General features: G+C 34.9%; 13 protein-coding genes. 3 read left to right on the forward strand and 10 right to left on the reverse strand.

Features of this window, described 5'->3' with window-relative positions; genetic code table 11:
- Positions 1-2: 2 nt before the first annotated feature.
- Entirely contained in the window at positions 3-1,136 is a 1,134-nt protein-coding gene (locus MKY29_RS14155) for a cysteine desulfurase family protein (RefSeq protein WP_093496081.1), read from the reverse strand.
- 118 nt (positions 1,137-1,254) lie between these two features.
- A complete protein-coding gene (gene ezrA, locus MKY29_RS14160; protein ID WP_340880112.1) occupies positions 1,255-2,955 on the reverse strand; it encodes a septation ring formation regulator EzrA in 1,701 nt (566 codons plus the stop codon).
- Positions 2,956-3,106: 151 nt separating this feature from the next.
- On the opposite strand from ezrA, the gene hisJ reads away from it, so the two are divergent.
- Both hisJ and MKY29_RS14170 read left to right on the forward strand, forming a co-directional pair.
- On the forward strand, positions 3,107-3,904 hold the full coding sequence (hisJ, locus tag MKY29_RS14165; RefSeq protein ID WP_093496083.1) for a histidinol-phosphatase HisJ: 798 nt from the start codon (positions 3,107-3,109) through the stop codon (positions 3,902-3,904).
- A gap of 16 nt (positions 3,905-3,920) precedes the next feature.
- Positions 3,921-4,400 carry a GAF domain-containing protein gene (locus tag MKY29_RS14170; RefSeq protein WP_093496084.1) on the forward strand — a complete coding sequence of 160 codons (480 nt, stop codon included), beginning with the start codon at positions 3,921-3,923 and terminating at the stop codon, positions 4,398-4,400.
- Positions 4,401-4,855: 455 nt separating this feature from the next.
- Here MKY29_RS14170 and MKY29_RS14175 read toward each other — a convergent pair whose 3' ends face one another.
- The 5 genes from MKY29_RS14175 to MKY29_RS14195 form a co-directional block, all read right to left on the reverse strand.
- Positions 4,856-6,877 carry a right-handed parallel beta-helix repeat-containing protein gene (locus tag MKY29_RS14175; RefSeq protein ID WP_093496085.1) on the reverse strand — a complete coding sequence of 674 codons (2,022 nt, stop codon included), beginning with the start codon at positions 6,875-6,877 and terminating at the stop codon, positions 4,856-4,858.
- 502 nt (positions 6,878-7,379) lie between these two features.
- Positions 7,380-7,661 carry a hypothetical protein gene (locus tag MKY29_RS14180; protein ID WP_093496086.1) on the reverse strand — a complete coding sequence of 94 codons (282 nt, stop codon included), beginning with the start codon at positions 7,659-7,661 and terminating at the stop codon, positions 7,380-7,382.
- 147 nt (positions 7,662-7,808) lie between these two features.
- Positions 7,809-8,249, reverse strand: a complete 441-nt coding sequence (locus MKY29_RS14185) for a GNAT family N-acetyltransferase (RefSeq protein ID WP_241596922.1) — start codon at positions 8,247-8,249, stop codon at positions 7,809-7,811.
- A 290-nt stretch (positions 8,250-8,539) separates the two neighbouring features.
- Positions 8,540-9,727: a methionine gamma-lyase gene (megL, locus tag MKY29_RS14190; RefSeq protein ID WP_093496087.1), complete on the reverse strand. Its 1,188-nt coding sequence runs from the start codon at positions 9,725-9,727 to the stop codon at positions 8,540-8,542.
- Between the two features lie 70 nt (positions 9,728-9,797).
- On the reverse strand, positions 9,798-11,663 hold the full coding sequence (locus tag MKY29_RS14195) for a sensor domain-containing diguanylate cyclase (RefSeq protein WP_093496088.1): 1,866 nt from the start codon (positions 11,661-11,663) through the stop codon (positions 9,798-9,800).
- 362 nt (positions 11,664-12,025) lie between these two features.
- On the opposite strand from MKY29_RS14195, the gene rpsD reads away from it, so the two are divergent.
- Entirely contained in the window at positions 12,026-12,628 is a 603-nt protein-coding gene (rpsD, locus tag MKY29_RS14200) for a 30S ribosomal protein S4 (protein ID WP_090564303.1), read from the forward strand.
- A gap of 356 nt (positions 12,629-12,984) precedes the next feature.
- Here the strand turns inward: rpsD and MKY29_RS14205 are convergent, their stop codons facing one another.
- The 3 genes from MKY29_RS14205 to MKY29_RS14215 all read right to left on the reverse strand — a co-directional run bounded on the left by MKY29_RS14205 (position 12,985) and on the right by MKY29_RS14215 (position 20,725).
- A complete protein-coding gene (locus MKY29_RS14205; protein WP_340880113.1) occupies positions 12,985-13,641 on the reverse strand; it encodes a hypothetical protein in 657 nt (218 codons plus the stop codon).
- 89 nt (positions 13,642-13,730) lie between these two features.
- Positions 13,731-15,110: an MrcB family domain-containing protein gene (locus MKY29_RS14210; protein WP_340880114.1), complete on the reverse strand. Its 1,380-nt coding sequence runs from the start codon at positions 15,108-15,110 to the stop codon at positions 13,731-13,733.
- A gap of 815 nt (positions 15,111-15,925) precedes the next feature.
- Positions 15,926-20,725 carry a hypothetical protein gene (locus tag MKY29_RS14215; RefSeq protein ID WP_340880115.1) on the reverse strand — a complete coding sequence of 1,600 codons (4,800 nt, stop codon included), beginning with the start codon at positions 20,723-20,725 and terminating at the stop codon, positions 15,926-15,928.
- Positions 20,726-20,830 lie beyond the last annotated feature (105 nt).

A 20,830-nucleotide genomic window follows, 5' to 3' on the forward strand; every position in this document is an offset into this window, starting at 1 on the left:
TTTTAATCTCCTTTAATTACATTCATTACATGCTTGAATACATTTTTAAATTGGTCTACTTCTTGCTGGGTACTAATGGTGCTAAGACTTATTCTTAATACACCTTTAATATAATCGTCTGAAATGTGCATAGCTTTTAATACATGACTTGTTTTCGTTTGTCTAGATGAGCATGCACTACTAGTGGAAACAATAACATCTTGTTGCTGTAACGCATTAATTAGTACTTCTCCCTTCATTTTTTTCACCGAAAATGAAATGATATGAGGGGCTTTCTTAGTTGGAGATATTACTTTTATAAAAGAAAAAGACTGTAAAAATTCTATTAAATCATCCGACAGGGATTGTAATTTCACTGCTTTACTCCCCAGATTCTCCATAGCAAGCCTCATTGCTTTTGCTGTAGAGACCGCCAAAGGTACAGAAGTTGTACCACTGCGAATACCTGATTCCTGTCCACCACCGTACAATATCGGTTCTATTTCAATGAATTTTTTTAATGCAAGTAATCCCGAGCCTTTTAATCCGTGTATTTTATGAGAAGAGATGGTTATAGAATCTACATCTAGATCGATAAAATTAACTGGAATTTTCCCGAAACTTTGAACTGCATCCATGTGAATAAGGGCTCTGCTTTTTTTCCTTACAATATTAGAAAGTTCTTCTATTGGTTGTATTGCCCCTGTTTCATTATTCACATGCATAACACTCACCAATACGGTGTCATGTCGTATACTTTTTTTAACTGACTCCAACAAAATGATTCCTTCCGAGTCTACGGGAATCCACTCAACTTCAAATCCTAGTTCATTCAATTTTTTAGCTGCTTCTATAATAGAAGGATGCTCAATTTCAGAAATTAGTACATGCTTACCTCGTTGCTTATATTTTTGAGCTAAACCAAATATCGCAAGGTTATTAGACTCTGTACCACCAGATGTAAAATACACTTTTTCACTCGAGGTTTTTAGTATCGCTGCAATTTGTTCTCTAGCAGATTGTAACAATTCATTTGTCTGATGTCCAAACGTATGAATGGATGCTGGATTTGCCCAAAATTTTTCGTTGACAGTCACGAATGTATTTAATACCTCTGGATGTACTTTAGTCGTTGCACTATTATCAAAATAAATCATTTTCAATATCTCTCCTTTTCGGAAAAAAACCACCGTCACATAGTGAGGTGGTTCACGTTTGTATACAAAATGTGATTTTCAAACATCTACAAGTTCATACTGTTTTTAAATCGTATGATTATGTACGCCAAGCGTCTTCTTTCACTAATGCATCAATTTTCTTTAAAGCTCCCGGTTCTACCTCTTCGACTGCTGTTGCTGCATCTTCTAAAGCCTTAGAATAACGTAATTGTCTAAACGCTTCCTCTGCTTCTAGTAGTCGCGCATGAATTTCCGGATGACTTGCACGATAGCGGTTACCGTATTGAATAATTTTCTCTGTCAGTAACACATTTTCTAACATTTCTTTCGCTCTGTTATGTACTTCCTCCATACATGCCTCTGCTTTTTCTAAATAATTATCCACTAAAGACATATTTAGAGGCACTTCCTGGAGACTTTGCATTGCTACATAAATATGCTCTTCCGCTTCTTCTAAACGAACGTCCATATCCTCTGGAATTCCAGGAATATTGGCTTTTTGTAACATGCGGTCGGTATCATGTAACATATCTTTAAGTTCATCTAGTTTTTCACGCGCACTATTTTCATCGATGCGAAGGTTTTTCAAGCGATTTGCAAATCGGTCCTGTTCTTCATATAGCCGATCAATTTCTTCAGCAATTTCATTTAGCTCTTCTTGTAGGCTTGAGTATGCAGATTGTTCTTCTTCTACCCGGCTAGAAAGCAATTCATACTTCTTCTCTAATTCCTCCAGCTCTTTTAAACAGCTTTGTGGAATTTCCGCTTCTTTTTCTGGTAGACGATAGCTCTGTTGTACATATGCAGCCTCTTCACTAACAACACGAGTAACAGATGTAACTTCACGTAAACGTGTGCCAGTTTGTTCTTTATATTGATCAACATATTTTTTCGCAAGTACTTCTTTTTCCAATAAATCATAGAAAGTGTCTAATTCGTCTTTTAACTCTTCTACTCTACTTATTGTTTTACCGACGTTCAGTTCAATGATTGCTTGTTTTAACTCTACAAGTTCTGCTTCTATAGAATCCAATTTTTTATTCATTTCAAGATGCTGTAAGTAATAAGAACCTTCTTCCATTTCTTTTTGCCCATTACGTAATTCATGAATAATGGCTGGAATTTTATGTTGAATTTCGGATAGAACTGTAGGAATATCATGTAATTTTGGGAAGAACTTTTGGCCATCATCTTGAACAGTTATAACAAGTTCTCGTGCACTCAAATAATTTCCTGTATCCGTTAGTCTATCAAATTCCTCAAACTGCGGAATGAAGGATTCTAACTTTTGTTCCAAAGCCTTCACTGCTTCTCCAAAGGAATACTGATGTGCAAGAAGTGTTTTTCTAGCTGCACGATGCTGTTCCTTCAATTGTTCCATCTCGATACGGTTTTTTTCTTCACTACCGATTAGTTCCTCGAGTTCGGTTAAAATTTCAGACATTTTTTTATCACAAAGAGATATTAACGTTTGAATTTCTTTTTCAATTTTAGTCGCCTTTGGGAATATAAACCTATCTATACTTTCTTCAGCGTCAAATAATAGAACATCGATTTTGGGCATATGCACATCCATTACCTCTGTCCATGCATTTCTCCACCTTTCAAACATTTCCTCTGTTTGACCATTCATATTCAGTTGTTTTACTTTTGTCATTTCTTCTAAAATCGGTTTGTTTTGAATTTGATGTTTCTCATGTTCTAATCTCTCTATTTCTGCGTTATGTTTTCGTCTTATGATAAATGCAAAAATTGCAATTACTAAAAGTATAATGACTGCTGGGATGATATACTTCATCGTAAGCCCCCTGTTCCAAATTCAAAAAGTTCTATTTCCAATGTTACTCTATATCTTACCATGCTTTTTATGTTATTGTTTCATAAAAGAAGAGAAAAGCAATTAATTCTTAAAAAAACTTATATTTCTATAATTTGGAGGCTGATTTCTGTTGAAAAGGAATGGACATATCCACACACCTTATTGTCCACATGGGACAGAAGATTCCTTTCATTTGTATATTGAACAAGCAATTCAAAGTGGCTTTGAGGCAATTACCTTTACTGAACATGCTCCCTTACCTTTAGGTTTTATAGACCCAACACCTAATAAGGACAGCGGGATGAGCTTGAACCAATTGGAATTTTATATTTCCGAGTTACAAAAGTTGAAAAAAGAATATAACCAGGATATTGTTATTTCTACAGGTTTAGAAATCGATTTTATAGCTGGATTTGAGCAAAATACTACATCTTTCTTAAATACATATGGGAAATACTTAGATGACTCTATTTTATCAGTTCATTTCCTAAAATATGAAGGTGACTATACTTGCATTGATTTCTCTAAATCTACATTTTTAAAATTCGTTGACCGACTTGGTACCCCAATGTCTGTGTATAAATTGTATTATAAAACACTAATGGATTCAATAACGAGTAATCTAGGTCATTTTAAACCGAAGAGGATAGGACATATCACGTTAGTCCACAAATTCCAACATACCCTTACCGAAAGAGTGCAGGACCATGAAAATATAGTAGCTATTTTGAATGAAATCAAACAACAGCGACTAGAACTTGATGTAAATACTGCTGGTTTAGCTAAGCCCCATTGTTTAGAGATATATCCACCTCTGCCTTATATAAAACTAGCGAAGGAACTCGAGATTCCTCTTGTATATGGATCTGATGCACACCAAGCAAAAGATTTACATCAGTTTTATAATGAAATAAGTAACTTACTATAGAATGGAGAATGTAAATATGTTCACAAAATCAATCTACTCTGAAGATTTAACAGCTAATTACACTATGCTTTCCAAACAATTAGATGCTCTTTTAACTGGAGAAACAAATGCAATTGCAAATTTAAGCAATGCTTCTGCACTATTAAATCAATTTTTTGATCAGATTAATTGGGTTGGGTTTTATTTAATGGAAGATGGAGAACTTGTACTGGGACCATTCCAAGGGTTACCTGCATGTGTTAGAATTCCACTTAGTAGAGGTGTTTGTGGAGCAGCAGCTTCCAAACAAGAAACAGTTATTGTCCCAGATGTACACGCTTATCCAGGCCATATTGCATGTGATGCAGCATCACAATCTGAAATTGTAGTTCCTATAGTTAAAAATGGTGAACTGGTAGGGGTCCTAGATATCGATAGTCCTATTAAAGATCGATTCACCGAGCAGGATGCAGAAGGCTTGGAACAATTTATTAAAATATTGGTTAAGCATATATAAACAATGGCTGTGCCAATATATTGACATTAGAGGAGAAGTAGGACCGTTTAGAAGGTCCTACTTTTTTCAATGCAAGACTGGCCTAAATATTGTTAATCCACTTTCAGAATACCTTCTAGAAGATAAAGATGGACTATGCTACTCGCTATAAAGTAGAAAGCCAAGATATTTGAAAACCTAAGCTAAAGGATGAATGGAAGCTATAACTTTTTTAAAATCAGGTGATGTAGTTGCATTCTCACTCAATTACGGGTCTTTACTATCAGCAATGACCTCCACAAGGTGATTAAAAGGAATTATATAAAATAAAGAGCACTTAACTATACGTTAGGTGCTCTTCCTCTTTGATTAAAACAACTGTTCGTCAAATAACAAACTATTATTGTTCACTTGGATAACCTATTTCAACTTTAATAGAATTACAGTAGCTACTTCATCCCAAAATTTTACATTCTTTATATGATAATTTCTATTTCCAAACCACCGTGAGTCATATTCTCAAAAGGAACATGATCTGATTCTTTTGTTTGTTTTATACCTATCGTAACAGTTGAATTCGAAACATGATGACTGTAAATATAATCTATTGAATGACTATCTGATGTTAGTCCATTCTCTCCTGTTTGAGAGAATTTTACCAATGGTACAATGCCGGGAGAGACATGTTGAAGCTTGACCACTAACCCCTTAGGATTGCTCTCAACTAAAGAAACATAAGGTTGCCCGCTCTTAAATTGAATGCTCCCATTTCCATTATTTGCTGCCAGGCTAAATACAATTGGCTGACTCTGAAGAGGCTGGAATACTGCATTACCGCCTACTAGTGTATTATGTCCAACTGACCCAGTTGTTTCTGCAGTGAGTGGTACTCCTTCATCCCCCATCTTAATCGTATTTCCAACTACCCCTACATCCTTACAATTCCATATTCTTAACCCGTATTGAGTTAAAGGATTAGGTGTTTTAATCGTGTTGCCTTGGACCGATCCATCCTGTAAATTTCGGACTAATATTCCTCCTGCTATTCTTGGATGATCTACATCTACTATATTATTGGTCACATTTCCACCAAAGTTTGGTTGAGTAGGAATGGAATATCCAGCATAAATCACATATGGCTCAAAAATGGTATTTGCAATATCCAGCTCATCTGGAACTCCGTGAATGATATTCCCATCAACAATCAATCGATCAAAAGAACCTACAAAAATAACTCCGTCTGTACCAAAGCAATTTTCAACATGATTATTGGTCACTATTGCATTCGTCTCTTGATTGACTTTCGTTTGCCTTTGTACTCCTCCAATATAGATAGCTCCTAATGGATTTTTAGCATAACCACAATTTTCGATTTTATTGTTAGCTATAATACAGTCCTTTGCATATTGCTCTACATTAGTCCACTTATAATAGACCCCTCCAACCATGGAATCAGATATAAGATTATCTGTTGCTATTAAACCACCGCCAGCATGGCCATCTATAGCTTTACGTTTATTTCCCCTAAGCGTACACCCACTTATTAAAAGATCGTTGGCTTTAGAAAACAACGTACCCAGTGAATTGATCCCATAGCCAGGATCTACATAAGTATGATGTTTGGAGGCATGTGGATGCCCTGCCCTATCGCTTATACTATTAATTACCCGCGGTCTTTCTACTGCCGAGAATACATAATTGCTAGAATAATTATCATGAGCATTACATTCTATAAAAGTTATGTTTGCATTATCTCCGTATTCTAAATCGGTTGGTAGATAGTCCCCTAAATGTCCTACCGAAAATCCTGAGTAATTAAATCCACTACTTTCACAAGCTCTGAAGATAATATTATTACAACCACGATGTACTAAAACTCCACTTCCTACATTCCCTATAAATCCTCCGCCAAATAATCCGAATGGTTGACCATCATTTCTAGCACGTGCACTCGTATCGAAGCTATTATTTTTTCTATAATTCCAAAATCCAGATGTTGGATAGCCCCCAGCAGAAGTACCTTTTTCCCCATAACCAGTTACAGGATCTATTTCAGGGAACTCACCATATCCCTCAAACTTGATACCTTCAATAATACAATCCTCACATAGCTGAAGCTCTAATATTCCCTGTGCATGAGTTCTTGTGAATAAAACAGCACCATAACCTATTAAGTGAATTCGCTTCTTACCTCTCAGCAGCAGACAAGGCTGATCATTGTTTGGAAAATCATTTAGCTTTGTATTCTTCTCTAGCCAATAATTTCCTGGAGGTAAAATCAGGGTATCACCATCATTTGCATGATTAAGAGCTAACTGTATTAAATCCTGTATTTTAGTCCGCCCAGTTGTGTCTGCCTTTATAGTCTTAGCCGTTCCACCTTCTATTTCATCTAACATTTCAAAATTACGTGTTATCCCCTGAAGGAAATCCTTTGAAAGTTTGTCCTCGATATTGGTTGGAATATAATATTTTTTCTTGGGTGTATAATTTGTCATTTTTTATATCTCCCCTTAAATTATTTTTCTAAGAACTACAGGCTTCCACGATTTTTTATTCCATTTTTGTAAGAATGATTGGTTGCTATTTAAACAATGGGAACAATCTTCTAACCCCCTCTAATAATCTATCAATAGTTATAATATTCCATTTTCTAATAAAAAGGTAAAGAGAGAAGCTATAATTTCCGCCAAAACAAATCTTAAGAATTAATTTTTAAAAGTTATTCTATGACACTTACACTACCACCTAAGGAAAATAGTGGTTAAATTGATAGGGTGAAAAAAGAGAATCGCTAAGTACTATTTTCTAAAAAAATATCCTGCTATTAGTGAAGATATTATTCCAAACATCAGAAACGCTTCTAAGATACACTCCCCTTTCAATATTTTTCTTTAATTCATCAAAAAATTAACTCAGACTAGACTAATTTCCTTGTTTAGTACACTAAGTTCTATAAAAAAAACGTTAATCCTTCTCGAATTAACGTTTCTATCTATATTAAATAATAATTTTAAGCCAGGTCATTATTCGAATAATCTCGAATGGTTTAAACCAAGTATATAAAAAGAGAATAATAAAAAATGAAATAACGGATATGTATTTCATACTTCCTTTTTCTTCTTTAAAGATAGCTATAAAACTAAATATACCTCCCATTAATAAACATATTGCACCTATAAGTAGGAGGGGTTCAAAATAGCTCTCTATTATCCATGTGAATACAAAAAATAAACTCCCCAATACAATAAAGGCAATTGACCGCATGCTGAATGGAACCATAATACACCTCCAAGGTCATTTTCTTAATATGACTCTATGTAGCATAAAAAGTTCCAATTCTTTCTTTCAAATTATTTTTAATGTAGTTAAGTTGCTTCAATAAAAATGTTCCATAAGCTGTTCTTATTTTTAATGTTAATGCTTATATTATAAACTTTTTTCAAGAATAATTTTATGCAATCCTTTTTCATCGGTATATGTCTCAATGACATCAAATCCATTTTTTATATTCAAAACTAACATACTGCGCCATCTGTTCATTGTTTTTGTTTGTACAAGACTATAACCTTTTCCCCTTAAATAGTTGTGTTGTTTTTCCATTATGGTAGAACCAATCCCAAATTCTCGAAAATTAGTAGCCACCCCGCCTAACCAACTATAAAATTTAGTATCATCTAATGCATATCCAATCTTGTACCCTATAACTTTTGCACCACTCATAGCAGCAATTACTAATAATCCAGGTTTATTTGCCATTTTGTTCGTTAAATCATCAGAAGCACCAAAAATATCTGTATGCAATTCAACGATTCTATCTAATAAAAGTCTATTAGGTAACGAGTCAAAGATAAGATAATCAATCTTCAATTATATTTCTCCTTTCATTCCACTTACTTAATAAATCGATTTCAATTTAGCTGTTAAAACTCTGCATTTTATATCCAAAAAGTAGTTATTCGCGGAAATGTCTAACACAAAATCATCTACTTCTGGAACAACAAGATTAACATGGGGAACTTATTCATTTCATAAAAACAAAGAATTACTATCCTAAGCACCCCCACCTTCTACCTTCAGATTGAATTATATCCAACAAATTACGTTATGCTCACGTAGGCGTACACAAAAAAACAGAAGGAGATTTCTCCTTCCATTTATTACATATTAGATAAAGCCTGCTGTAAATCTTCTACGATATCACTAGAGTTCTCCAGCCCAACAGAAAGTCTTAATAAACCTTCTGTTATACCCATCTCTAATCTTTCTTTTACAGGTACAACCGAATGAGTCATCGTGTAAGGATGCTGTATCAGTGTTTCAGCGTCTCCTAAACTCACGGCAATTTTTATTAATTTAAGTTCATTCATCAGCTTTTGTGCTTGTTTCACTCCCCCTTTTATAGTAAAGGAAATGAGACCACCACCAGCTTTCATCTGTTTCTTCGCTACATCGTATTGAGGATTATCCTTATCGAAAGGATAATAAATATTTTCTACAGATGGATGTGCCTTTAAAAAGTCGAATACTGTACTGGCATTTTCCGAATGTCTGTCCATACGGATATGCAACGTTTTTAAACCTCGTATTAATAGCCATGCATCGAATGGGGAAATGATACCGCCAAAGTCTTTTTGAACAGTACCTCGGATTGTCTCCATTTCCTCCTTATCTCTTCCTACTAAAATCCCTGCGATAACGTCTCCGTGTCCATTAATATATTTTGTAGCACTGTGAAGAACGAAATCTGCCCCTAACTCAATCGGGTTTTGTAAATATGGAGAGGAGAATGTATTGTCAACTACTACCGGAATTCCATGTTTCTTAGCAATTTTTGTGATTAGTTCTATATCTACAATCTCCATCGTCGGATTAATCGGTGTTTCTATATATATACAAGTAGTATTTGGTTTAATTGCATTTTCTACCTCTTCTTCTGTCATTAATGCTTTTAAGTCATGCGTAATATCGTATTTTTCATTTAAAATTTTTAGTAGTCCGAACGTACAACCATAAATTCCTCTAGTACATAGAACATGATCACCTGATTTAGTAAGGTGAACTAATATTGTACTCACAGCAGCCATTCCAGAACCAAAAGCTAGTGCTCCTCCCCCTAACTCCATTGTGGCAATCCGTTCCTCCAAAACTTGTACGGTAGGGTTTCCTAATCGGGAATATATCCCACCAGTCTCTTCTCCAGCAAACCTTCTCTCTCCCTGCTCTGCTGTGTCAAATGCAAATGTTGATGTTTGGTAAAGTGGAACTGAAAGGCTATCTTGATGCTTTCCAGTTTTATATCCTTTATGAATATACAATGTCTCTTTAGAATAACTTGAATTACTCATATAAATACCCCCTTTTGTAAACGCTTACATATAGTGTACATGGAATATAAAAAAAAGAAAAGGCACCTCCTCAAGAAGAGTGAGATGCCTTATAAACACGTAATTGATTTTTACCATTGTTTTTTGCCTTATACAATACAGTATCTGCATTGTGGAAAAGATTATTGAAACTCAAACCATCGCTTCGGTGCCAGTTTGAAATACCAATAGAAACTGTAACAGAAGGGCTAGTCTGTTGTGGGATGGTCACTAACAACTGTTCACACATTTCTATGCCTTGTTCTAGTGACATATGAGAGAAGTATAGGGCTAGCTCTTCCCCACCCCACCTTGCACTTATTCCTTTATTTTTTATCATTCCTTGAATAACTCTTGCTATTTGCTTTAAAATTTCATCACCAATTTGATGACCATGAGTATCGTTTACCCTTTTAAAATTATCAATATCAATAAGCACAAAGACACCTTGGTCATCAGTATCCATCGCCTTTTCTACATATCTATCCAAATAATTACGAGCGAATAAATTCGTTAAGTGATCACGATCCACCATTTTTTGTAACTTATTTCGTAGAGTCGAATTACTAATAGCCAAAGACGAATGTTGTATCAAGGACTGCATTAACTTGTAATTGTCAAAGGAAAAATAATACGGTTCCTGATGCATAATAATACTAAATCCAGTAATATTGCTTTGTTCTTTTAATGGTATGGCCACTAAAGAACGGTATTCATATTTTAAATCTGTTAAACGATTGAAATCTGCAATAAATATAGAATCCTTCTGTGTTTTAAAATGATTAGTGACATATTGAATATATAACTGCCCATCAATCGTATGAAATAAATCAGTACTTACTGATGAAATCTTATATTCATCATTTTCTATAAATACAAAGCCAACGTGCTCGGGTTGGAAAAATTTAATTAACTGGTCTCGTAAAAAAACAAGCATCTCTTCCAAGGATAAATTCATATTTAACTTATGCGACGTTTCATTTATTAATTGTAAATCGGAAACCAATCGATGGGATTGGATATATAACTTAGCGTTTTCCAAGGCATTACCTGCTGCTTCAGCAAGCAAAATGGCAAAATCTTTTTGTCTGATTGAAAATAAGTAATCTAACGGGGCAGAAATTTGTAAAATACCATAGATTCCTTGTTTTCCTACAATAGGAATATTTAGTAATCGAACACCTAAGTCCTGTGCTAATTCTGTCGTTATTTCACCTGATACATATGCTTCAACTGTAGTATTTCTTTCTGTTGTATAATCGAATAACTTATAAGGAACAGACGTTTTACGCTCCTGATCATTTGATAGGATAAGTATTGACTCGAATTTAGGAAAAGCTAATTGAATGGAGTGTAATGTTCCTTCTAAAATTTGACCGATATCTAATGTTGAATTAAACATTTTCGTTACATTAAACAAATTTCGATACTGGTTCTCCTGTTGTGTTAAGAATACTGACTTTTTAATCGTTTTAACTAATTTAGTAATCGTTTCTATGAATTCATCTAATTGAGGTGTTTGTGAAAATTCTTTCCATTTTTCCGTGGTTTCCATTATGATTAATCCTAATGGTTGTTGTCGCTCAACATCTCTTAATAATAATGCTACGTCATTATCGGAGGAATGTTTTATTTGAAGTGTGTGCACATCGATATAATCTTTATCATAGAAAAACGTTTCAATCTCTGCCCATTTTATAGCATTGAGCTTTTTCGAAAATGAATGATTCCATGAAAGTTCCAAAAACGTCTCGGCGTCATATATAAAGTATTTTGCTTTTTGTATACCAAAAAAATCAAATAAAATTTCTTGTAAATCTTCGAACCATTTAATGCTAGATTGGTGTGTAAAAACACTTTCATTCCAAACATCTAGAATACCACTTTTTAGATGGATAATCTTATCTTTGCTTTCCATTACTTCACCTCTCAGCTTTCCAAGAGCAACTATGATACTTTTTTCACAGTTCCGAATAATTCAATATAACTATATTTTATCTTATTTATCCATTCTATGTCTATTATATTTTTGCTGCTATTTAGGTTTAGATTATCGTTTGACTTTTACTATATATAGAGATACAATGGACTTTGTGTAAAATAAATGCAGCAGTTGTATGGCCTAGATTGCTCATTTTGTTCCTCTATTCTATAGATGGTGTATCCCGTAACCCTCGGCTGCTAGGGCGATGATACATGAAAACAAAATGTCTGCTAGTCTGAATACATCTGGTCTTATTTTACAACAAAAATAAAACCAACATAGAGGAGGAGACATACATGTCTCGTTATACAGGTCCATCATGGAAATTATCACGTCGTCTTGGTATTTCACTAAGCGGTACTGGTAAAGAATTAGAAAAACGCCCTTACGCACCAGGACAACACGGTCCTAACCAACGTAAAAAATTAACTGAGTACGGTCTTCAATTACAAGAAAAACAAAAACTTCGTCACACTTATGGTGTAAACGAACGTCAATTCCGTACATTATTTGATAAAGCTGGTAAAATGCAAGGTAAACATGGTGAAAACTTCATGATCCTTCTTGAAACTCGCCTTGATAACATTGTATACCGTTTAGGTCTTGCTCGTACACGTCGTGGAGCACGTCAATTAGTAAACCACGGTCACGTTATGGTTGATGGTAAACGCGTTGATATTCCTTCATACCGTCTAAAAGCAGGTCAAGAAATTTCTCTTCGTGAAAAATCTCAAAACCTAGACGTTGTAAACGAATCTATCGAAGTTAATAACTTCGTACCAGAATACTTATCTTTTAACGCAGACAACAAAGTAGGTACTTTCGTTCGTAATCCAGAACGTGGAGAACTATCTGCTGAAATCAATGAAGCTCTAATCGTTGAGTTCTACTCTCGTTAATATTATTGCTCTGCAAAGAGTAATATTAAAAGCCTTCGAAACCTTGATAACACGGGGTTTCGGGGCTTTTTTCTTTTTTTCTACAATGCAGAATAAAGCATTTAAAAGCAGGTTATTGGGGCTAGTTTGGGGCTAACATTGGGGCTATTAAAAATTAAAATGGCGGCGTATGTACAGGAATAGGTAAGTTTAATAAGGGCAAAATAGCACCTCTTGAAGAGGTGCTATTGAAATAATCATGATGAAATTATTTCTTTTTGTCATTGCACCATGGCGCTCATAAGTCCTCCGCTTTGTAACATGTTTAACTACATTTAAAGTCCTCGTCAAATTTCACATAAGAAATTTATTAAAGGTTACAAAGGACTCTGCAATTGAGGATTTTGAATTCGAATCTGTTCTAAATGCTTTCCAAACAGTTTATTATTCGACTGTTTTTCAATAGTGTTATATATCTCTAAAACTATGGATTTATCTTCTAATGGGATAGGTTTAGATCCTCTTCCTGCTTTAAATGACGAATGAAGATGATTTAATGAATATCCTTGACCAATTAGGATCGGTAATAAATCAACTAATTCTCCACTTTTCCTACTTTGAGGTTGAAAGCTGGTTAACTCGTCAGCCTTTAGAGTATATCGTCTTCTTCTCTTATAAGGATGATCGATAGGTACGTGGTAATAATGATCTTTATAAGCATTCTCACTATCAACGAGTTTATCATTCAATTCAATTTTATTTTTGTCTTCCCAAAAAAATTTATCTTTAACAACAAAAACCAGATCACAATATAAATTGGTAAAGTGAGGGAATGTATCCCCACTAACCCAAAATATTATTTGCCCTACCCCTGTCCTCATTTGGGTTATATGACATGTTGAGTGTAAAAATTGTTTGTTCCAAATATAAGGATCTTGATTATGTTTGGGTTTATCAAAATGAACAACTGTATTATTAAAATTTTGGCACTCTCTTTTTGGGTGATATACTAAATAACCAGCTGGTATCGTCACATTATTTCTCTCCCTATGTTTTTATTGTAGTGTAAAACACAATTCAGCATGGTATGTTCTTCATTAATTAGCTTATTTGGACCTAATAATCATGGGTAAAACCCATACATAAGCTTTAACTGAGAAAACGTAATTTCAATACCTATATTTTCTAATCGGTCTCTTCTTTGTAGGTATAACTGTCTTAAGATATCTTCACGTTCCATGTCTGTTCCTAAATGAATAAGACGATGGCAATTAGGGCATAATGCCGCAATATTAGCAGTTTGGTCTAATTCATATTCGAACTGATCTTGCTTTGACATAGGGACGATATGATGAGACTCCACATATTGGTGAAGTGTTGCTTTTGAAGTAAATGTTTTATGAGTCCCGTTTATAATACAGCTAAATCCTGCTTCCTTTATTGCTTCAGCCGAGACAAAAGAACGTCTAGAATACGATTCTCTTCCTTCTCTACTTCGAACAGGTAATCGTCGTGGAAGTTTTCGATCTTCTAGTTCATTTTTCAATCCATCTTCACTTGCCTGCGACTGTACTTCTTTTTGAAAACTCTCCTCACTCTCAGAGTTTTCGATAAATAAACCATCTTCTTCTAGTAATAAATAGTCATTCAACTCACCTACTTCACGAACACCCTTTATCTGATTAATTTCAATGTATACGTTGATCAAGCTCAAGAGATCTGTCACTATCTTATCCGAACTTGGAAAATCATTAACATCGTAATACTTCCCACATATATGTCCTGATTCATAGCCCTTTGCTAATGGACCACGTCCTTTTAGATCAATTGATAATAATTGCATATCGCTAGGAATCGTGTGCAATTTATTCCGCATAATACCTGCAGTCCGCTTAATCATATCAACGCCATTCTTCGTTCCATACTTATCCTTAAAATAAGTCCATCCTTGATTTAAGCTGACATATACACCACTTCCATCTGCATTAAATAAATAAACGATATAATAACCTTTCGTTGCTGAGATCGTAATATCTCGCATAAATATCGATAACCATGGTATTTCCGCCCATTGTCCCTGCCCGACAGAGCCAACTACATGATACGCTTTTGGATCTAACCCCGCTTCATCATACACATCACTCTTCAATATTTTTCTGACATGGTTACTTAATGTATGATTACCGAATGCTTCCTGTTTTGCTGTATTATATTGAATCAATACTTGTAGCAAATTTTCTGCTATTCTCTCGGCTTTACCCATTTTAAAGACATGATGTTCTATTTTATTTCTGTTTCTGTTTCTGCGATTTAGTAAATCATCCAACCCTGTATTGAGAACATCTGAAATTCGAATAAGCATTTCACTATCAATTTTTTGATAACCATTCTCCATCTTTGATAATCCAGAGACATTCGTACCTATTTGCTCCGATAAATAATCTAAACTCCATCCTCTTGACTCTCTTTGTGCCCTAATAATTTGACCTATTTCATTGTTCATAAGGCTACCTCCTGGCTATTAATGTTTTTTGAATTAATATCATCATACCAGAGCAATAAATATAATCAACGTTTTTTCTAGAAAAATTATTTTTTTCTTCAGATGTTTTCTATTTCAGAAAAAATATAAACCTCGAAAGTTGAACAAGAAAAACAACAGTCTTCTTTAAAAGTGAAATAAAAGAAAGCCATCTTCTATACAGAGTAGGTGGCTTTATACCATTCTATTTTTTAACTACTTCCAAATTGTATGCTCATTTTCTTCCAAATCATTTTTTGAGGAGATAACGGACCATAGCGATGAACCATCTCCGCTCCCGTTCGATGATGTTATTACATCATGACGCCCATCACTCAACGTTAAAAATGGGGACAAATATATCTTCTATTCCCCCGTTTAATTAGGCTTTCATATTGATACTGTTCATATCTATATATATAAAAACAAAAAATAGTGGTCACAGTTTTTCTATTATAGCTATGGTTTGGTTCCCACAGATGAACAGTTGTACGGATGATATACCTACCTGTTTTTTAATATCATACAGTCCATGAAAACCTATATTTAAAGGTAATTTTAGATTTTTTTGATCATGTGATTTCATTTTATATATTTAAAATTAGGGTATTCATGGGGGTATTCATGGGGTGTTTTTATAGGGTTAAAATTAATTGGTTGAAATAGCATCTAGAGAACTCATTCATCAAAAAATCGTGATGATGTTATTGAGTTTCGCGAGTTTTCATTCCATCTTTTTTAGGAACACAAATAGAGCCCTGTTCTAAAAGACCGAGGGCCCTATTTTGTGACTTCCCTTATTCTATGTCCGCTTGCAAAAGAATGATTATTCTTGCAGCTTCCGTTGACATAATCGGCTGGTTGGCTAGCTTGGTTAGAAGAACAAAGCATTGCTCTTTTTCAGATATACTCAATTCTACCCTGGTTGAAATAGATTGAATAACTTCGGCTGCATAATCAGCAATTTTTCTCCATGAATTCCAATCATTTTTTTGGGGATTTGTATCATCCAATTCGTTTGGGTGAGTAAGAATTCTTTGTATAAACAAACTAATGAGCTTAATACCTTCTGCTGCTTTAACCATTTCAATCTTGTTTCTACTAATATTAAAGATTATCGTATTTACTTCTCGTCGTGCACCATCGGACACTACTCTTTTTAACATCGGATATATCGACTGCCACCATACTGAGAGGTTGCTTATTTTTATTTCTTTTTTAGGGTTTACAATCCAATGCATGGCAAACAGTATAAAATTTTTATCCCAATAATAATCCTCATCTTTGATTATTTCCCAACAATTAAGCAGCCAATTCCCATATTCGTATGCAAGATTATTGTTACTAGCAGAAATACTAGCTACTTCTTTTAACCCGAAAGCCAATCCATTCATGAAATCGACTCGATTCTTTTTGTCATCTAGTAACGGAAATTCAGAAAGTTTGGATGTAATGTCATCAATTAAATTCCCTGCTAATAAGCATGCATTTTTATGATTAGTGGACATTGCCCGATAGCCAATAAATTTACCAAGCATATTTAAGAACTTATCAATATAAGTTATCGACTTTTTACTTAGTAATACTCTCATTATTCGATCGAATTGGTAGTCAGGAAAATACTTTAAAATGCTAATACTCCAACTGAGGGCATGTCCTGTCGTATTGTCACCAAGAATAATTTCCTCTAATAACTCCACTCTTTGCTTGTCTTTTCGAAACCAATGCCACGCTCGAAACTCGATTATGCATAGGCATTGTGGATACGGGAGAGCCTTGCTAAATACTTTTTGTATTTCAGCATAGGCAATATTGAATAGATCATCCCTATTTCGGAGTGAGTCCTCAGTCATCACCTGATCAAGTAAACGCAAGCTTTGTGTCCAAGAATCCCCGGGAATCATAATACTTTGTCCTTTTGAAAAGTTTTCTGGCGTCTCTGGCAGTGTACTATACTGCAGTAATTCCGTAGCAATTTCTGCCATAGTATAGATCATTTCACTTTGGATAGGTAGCAATTCTGCCCGATTCTCTTCAAGTTCGCGTATCTCTTCATAGGTTTTTAACAACATTTGCATCTGCCTAATTGGCCAGGAATTATTTATTAACTGACTCAGGGATGCAGAAATAGCAGGTAACACTTTTTCAAGGAGGATGATAGCACAATTGACAGTGGAAACTGCAGGCAATTTATCTGAATGATCAAGCTCATTCATCACCTCATAAAATTTAACCATTAACTCTTTATCAATTGGACTTTCCCACTCTCCAACTGCCCTTAAGACGTAGCGTTTATTGTTAGTTACATCTACATCCTTCCAGCTAACTTCATCCATTTCTAATCTAGGATCTTTATCCATTGTGTAATAACCCTCTTCGTGAAAGGTTTTAAGAATAGTTTTTAACTCTTCACGATCATTAGAAGAAGATATAGAGGACAAAAGAACGCCTGCTACATACACACCATTTACGTAAGACGATTGAGACACCTTAAGCAAAATGTTATAAATCTGTTCTCGCTCTTCTTCATTAAGGAAACTCCACATGGTTCGTAATGTACGTCCCAACCAATAATGGCTTCCCCAAACATGGTAAACTCGTTCATCTAGGGTAATTTCTTTTATAACAGAGAAAAGTTTATCACCATTTTTCTCCTCCAAAAAAAGCTGTAATAATAAGATTCGAATACTAGCCAATGGTGAATCTAACAAGTATTTCATAATCTGGACCATTAACATCTCGGGTATTGTCGTCAACCAATTTTTTAAACGCTGATGAACCCCTTTGATCAGTTTGATTTCCATATCATCCTCATAAGCACCATTCCAATAATAAGCGTAAAATTTGTCATCCAGTAGCTTTTTACCTAGATCTGTCTCCACCTCTGAGCCTTTACGATATGAAGCAATATAATTCTCATTTAATTGCATGGCTAAAAGTAGATCTAAGATAATTGGGAAAAAAATGTTTGGCATTTGTTCGACCAATGGAAGAAATTTCACACTATGGGTACCAATTAAAGACCAATCAACTACATAATACTGAAGCATATTATCAGAAGCTATCGTTTCGTCCAAACAAGGTAAATCTCCATCGCGGGATAAACCTATTAACTTGCAATACATTTCTCCCAAAACCTTGTCATAGTCTTGATTTTCGGTTTGAATTCTATGAGCAAGTAACACTAAGGATTCAAGTGACGTGTGCCTTGTCCGCCGTGTGCTCTTAAGTATTTCTTCACACAGCCAGTCAATCGCTCCTTCAAGACTTGCCCATTTACAGACAGTGGGTATTATGTGCATTATCAGCCAGGAATCATTTTTCCTCAATTCAGATTGAAATTTAGCTGCCCTTGCCCACTCCAAAATGACATTTCCAATTAATCGGTATTGTTCGGTAACTTTTTGTGAATGAATATGTTGACTATTATCTATTACTTCAAGATAATCAGAAAGCCTTGCTAGTGTACAATCACCAATCCAAGTTTGTTGTTCAACCCAATTTTTTGATGATGGCCAAGATGAAAATATAGTAGCCCAGTTACTGTTCAAATGGTATTGGGCTGAACGAATTAGTGAATCAACGAAGATAGGTTCGGGTTTTTTAATCCATGTATCAATATTCATTGACGGATTAGGATTCAGTCCTCCTAGAATCCGTGCAATTGACTCTTTTTTAAGATCATTTGCTTGGAAAACGTATTCTTCAACTGTGCAACTAGTAGGAGAGAATTTTTCTACGTCGGAAATAGCTTCTAATAGGGCCCTTTCAGCTCCAAACCGAATAATTGCTGAGGATTGAATAGCATCTAAGCTTGAAATAATTTTCTTTGGGTTTTCCTCACTTTCTTCAAGTATCCATTGGGAAATGGAAAAATCTCTTAACAGAGAGTGGCGAAAATCATAACGTGCCCGGGCGTTCACCCGGATGATTAACCCAGATGATACTAATAACTCTAGAATTCCAACATCAATTTGCCCAGATGGAATCCAATAATTTTTTTTCGAAATTTGCTCGCAAGCCTCTTTTATAACTCTCCATCTCTGTACCCGTTGTTCATTAAGGATAACATGTTCCCAATAAGCCCTTAATAGTCCGTGCCTTGTTTGCAAATATTCCTCATCCTTAGTGGCTGGGTTTTTAAATACTCGGATAAAAATATCAAGATAAATGGGAATACCAAGTAGTGTTATAATCCCTTTGCTAAGATTCCGTTTAATACCATGTTGATTTAGTACTGATTTAACAACGGTTTCGGGCCATTCAGCCAAAAATTGCTTCTGCCATGTACGCAAATTGTCTTTTAGCTTACCTTGTTCGTTCCAATCTACCTTACGACTAGCGACCACACCCAAAAAACCTTGACGTTGGCTAACTATTTGCAATAGGGATGATAGAACAGTACGTTGTGGTTTTGGAATTTGGTCTAATCCGTCGACAAGAAGTAGCAGCCGCTTGTCACTTAAGACCGCCAGATCAACTAATAAAAGAATTGCACTCAAAAGCACAGATTTTTTCTCCCCAACTAGATAATCAGAAAGATCTTCGGTAATTAACGAGACTATGTCAAACTTAATAGAGTGTGGTTGGTTTAATTGTTTATAAAGCTCATATAAAGTTCGTGATTTCCCATACCCAGCATCCGATAAAAGGGCGATCGACTGTTGTTGTTTATGCCAATCAATCTTAAAAAAACTATACTGTACTTCTTTTAATGATTTTAACTGTAGGCCCTTTTTTTCCGAAAATTTGCTTTCCCAGCTACTTAAACAACTAAGGTTATATTCATTCTTTAGTAATTTGGCAAGACGGAGGACCTCAGGATCTTGCTCTAAAAATTTTTCTAATAATTTTATTTCACGGATCATTTGAGGAACCGTAAATAGATGAATTTTGTCGGCCTCACTGGTAGCGCAGTTTGATACCCAACCTTCTAGCTGTTGCCGTAGAACAGAAGGTTCTGAAATAAATGTCAGCCTTTCGATCATCGATTCTATCTTCCGTTCCAAATCCTTACCGGATACTTGATAAAGTTTAAAACGAAGCAGTACAGATAACGCTATTTCTTTGGAAACTTTACTTGCCAAAACTCTTGTTCCTGAACTTGTGGCTGAACAAATCCAATAGAGAGCCTCTTTAATCAAGTGCGTTTCTGTTGAAACACGTTTTGGAGGCATAGTGGGGACATCCCATTTAGTATTATCAACAAAATTGGTTCTTTCACTTAGATCTAGCCAAGCCCGTAGAGCAACTGGTAAATTATCTGAGTTTATAACTAATCCCGGAGAGATAGAACTTCGTGTTTTATCTGCTTGAAAAATTTCTTCTCGAATTCGTAGCCAAAAACTTACTCTATCTTTTTGAGCAACAGCCCCACTTTTCACTTCTAAAACATTATGCTCCTCATCATCAATAACAAGTATGTCCCAGTCAGTTGTCCCTGTAACTGGTGTACGAGCTTCGACACCAAATTTTTTTTCATTTTGTGTCTTCTCAGCAATTTCACCATTTTTTTGATTGGCAATATCAATAAAAACCTGGTCTAATAAATACAAATCCTGAAACCGAAACCCATATCTTGAAGTTTGTCCTGACATAATACACCTCTATATCCATGTTTGTTGCCATTTATAGAACCTTAAGGACGGTTCAAGCTTTAGTAAATCGCTAAATATAGCTATTACGGTAATTTCTCCTGTTCT

The sequence above is a fragment of the Psychrobacillus sp. FSL K6-2365 genome, assembly GCF_038003165.1.
GTDB classification, from domain to species: Bacteria; Bacillota; Bacilli; order Bacillales_A; family Planococcaceae; genus Psychrobacillus; species Psychrobacillus psychrodurans.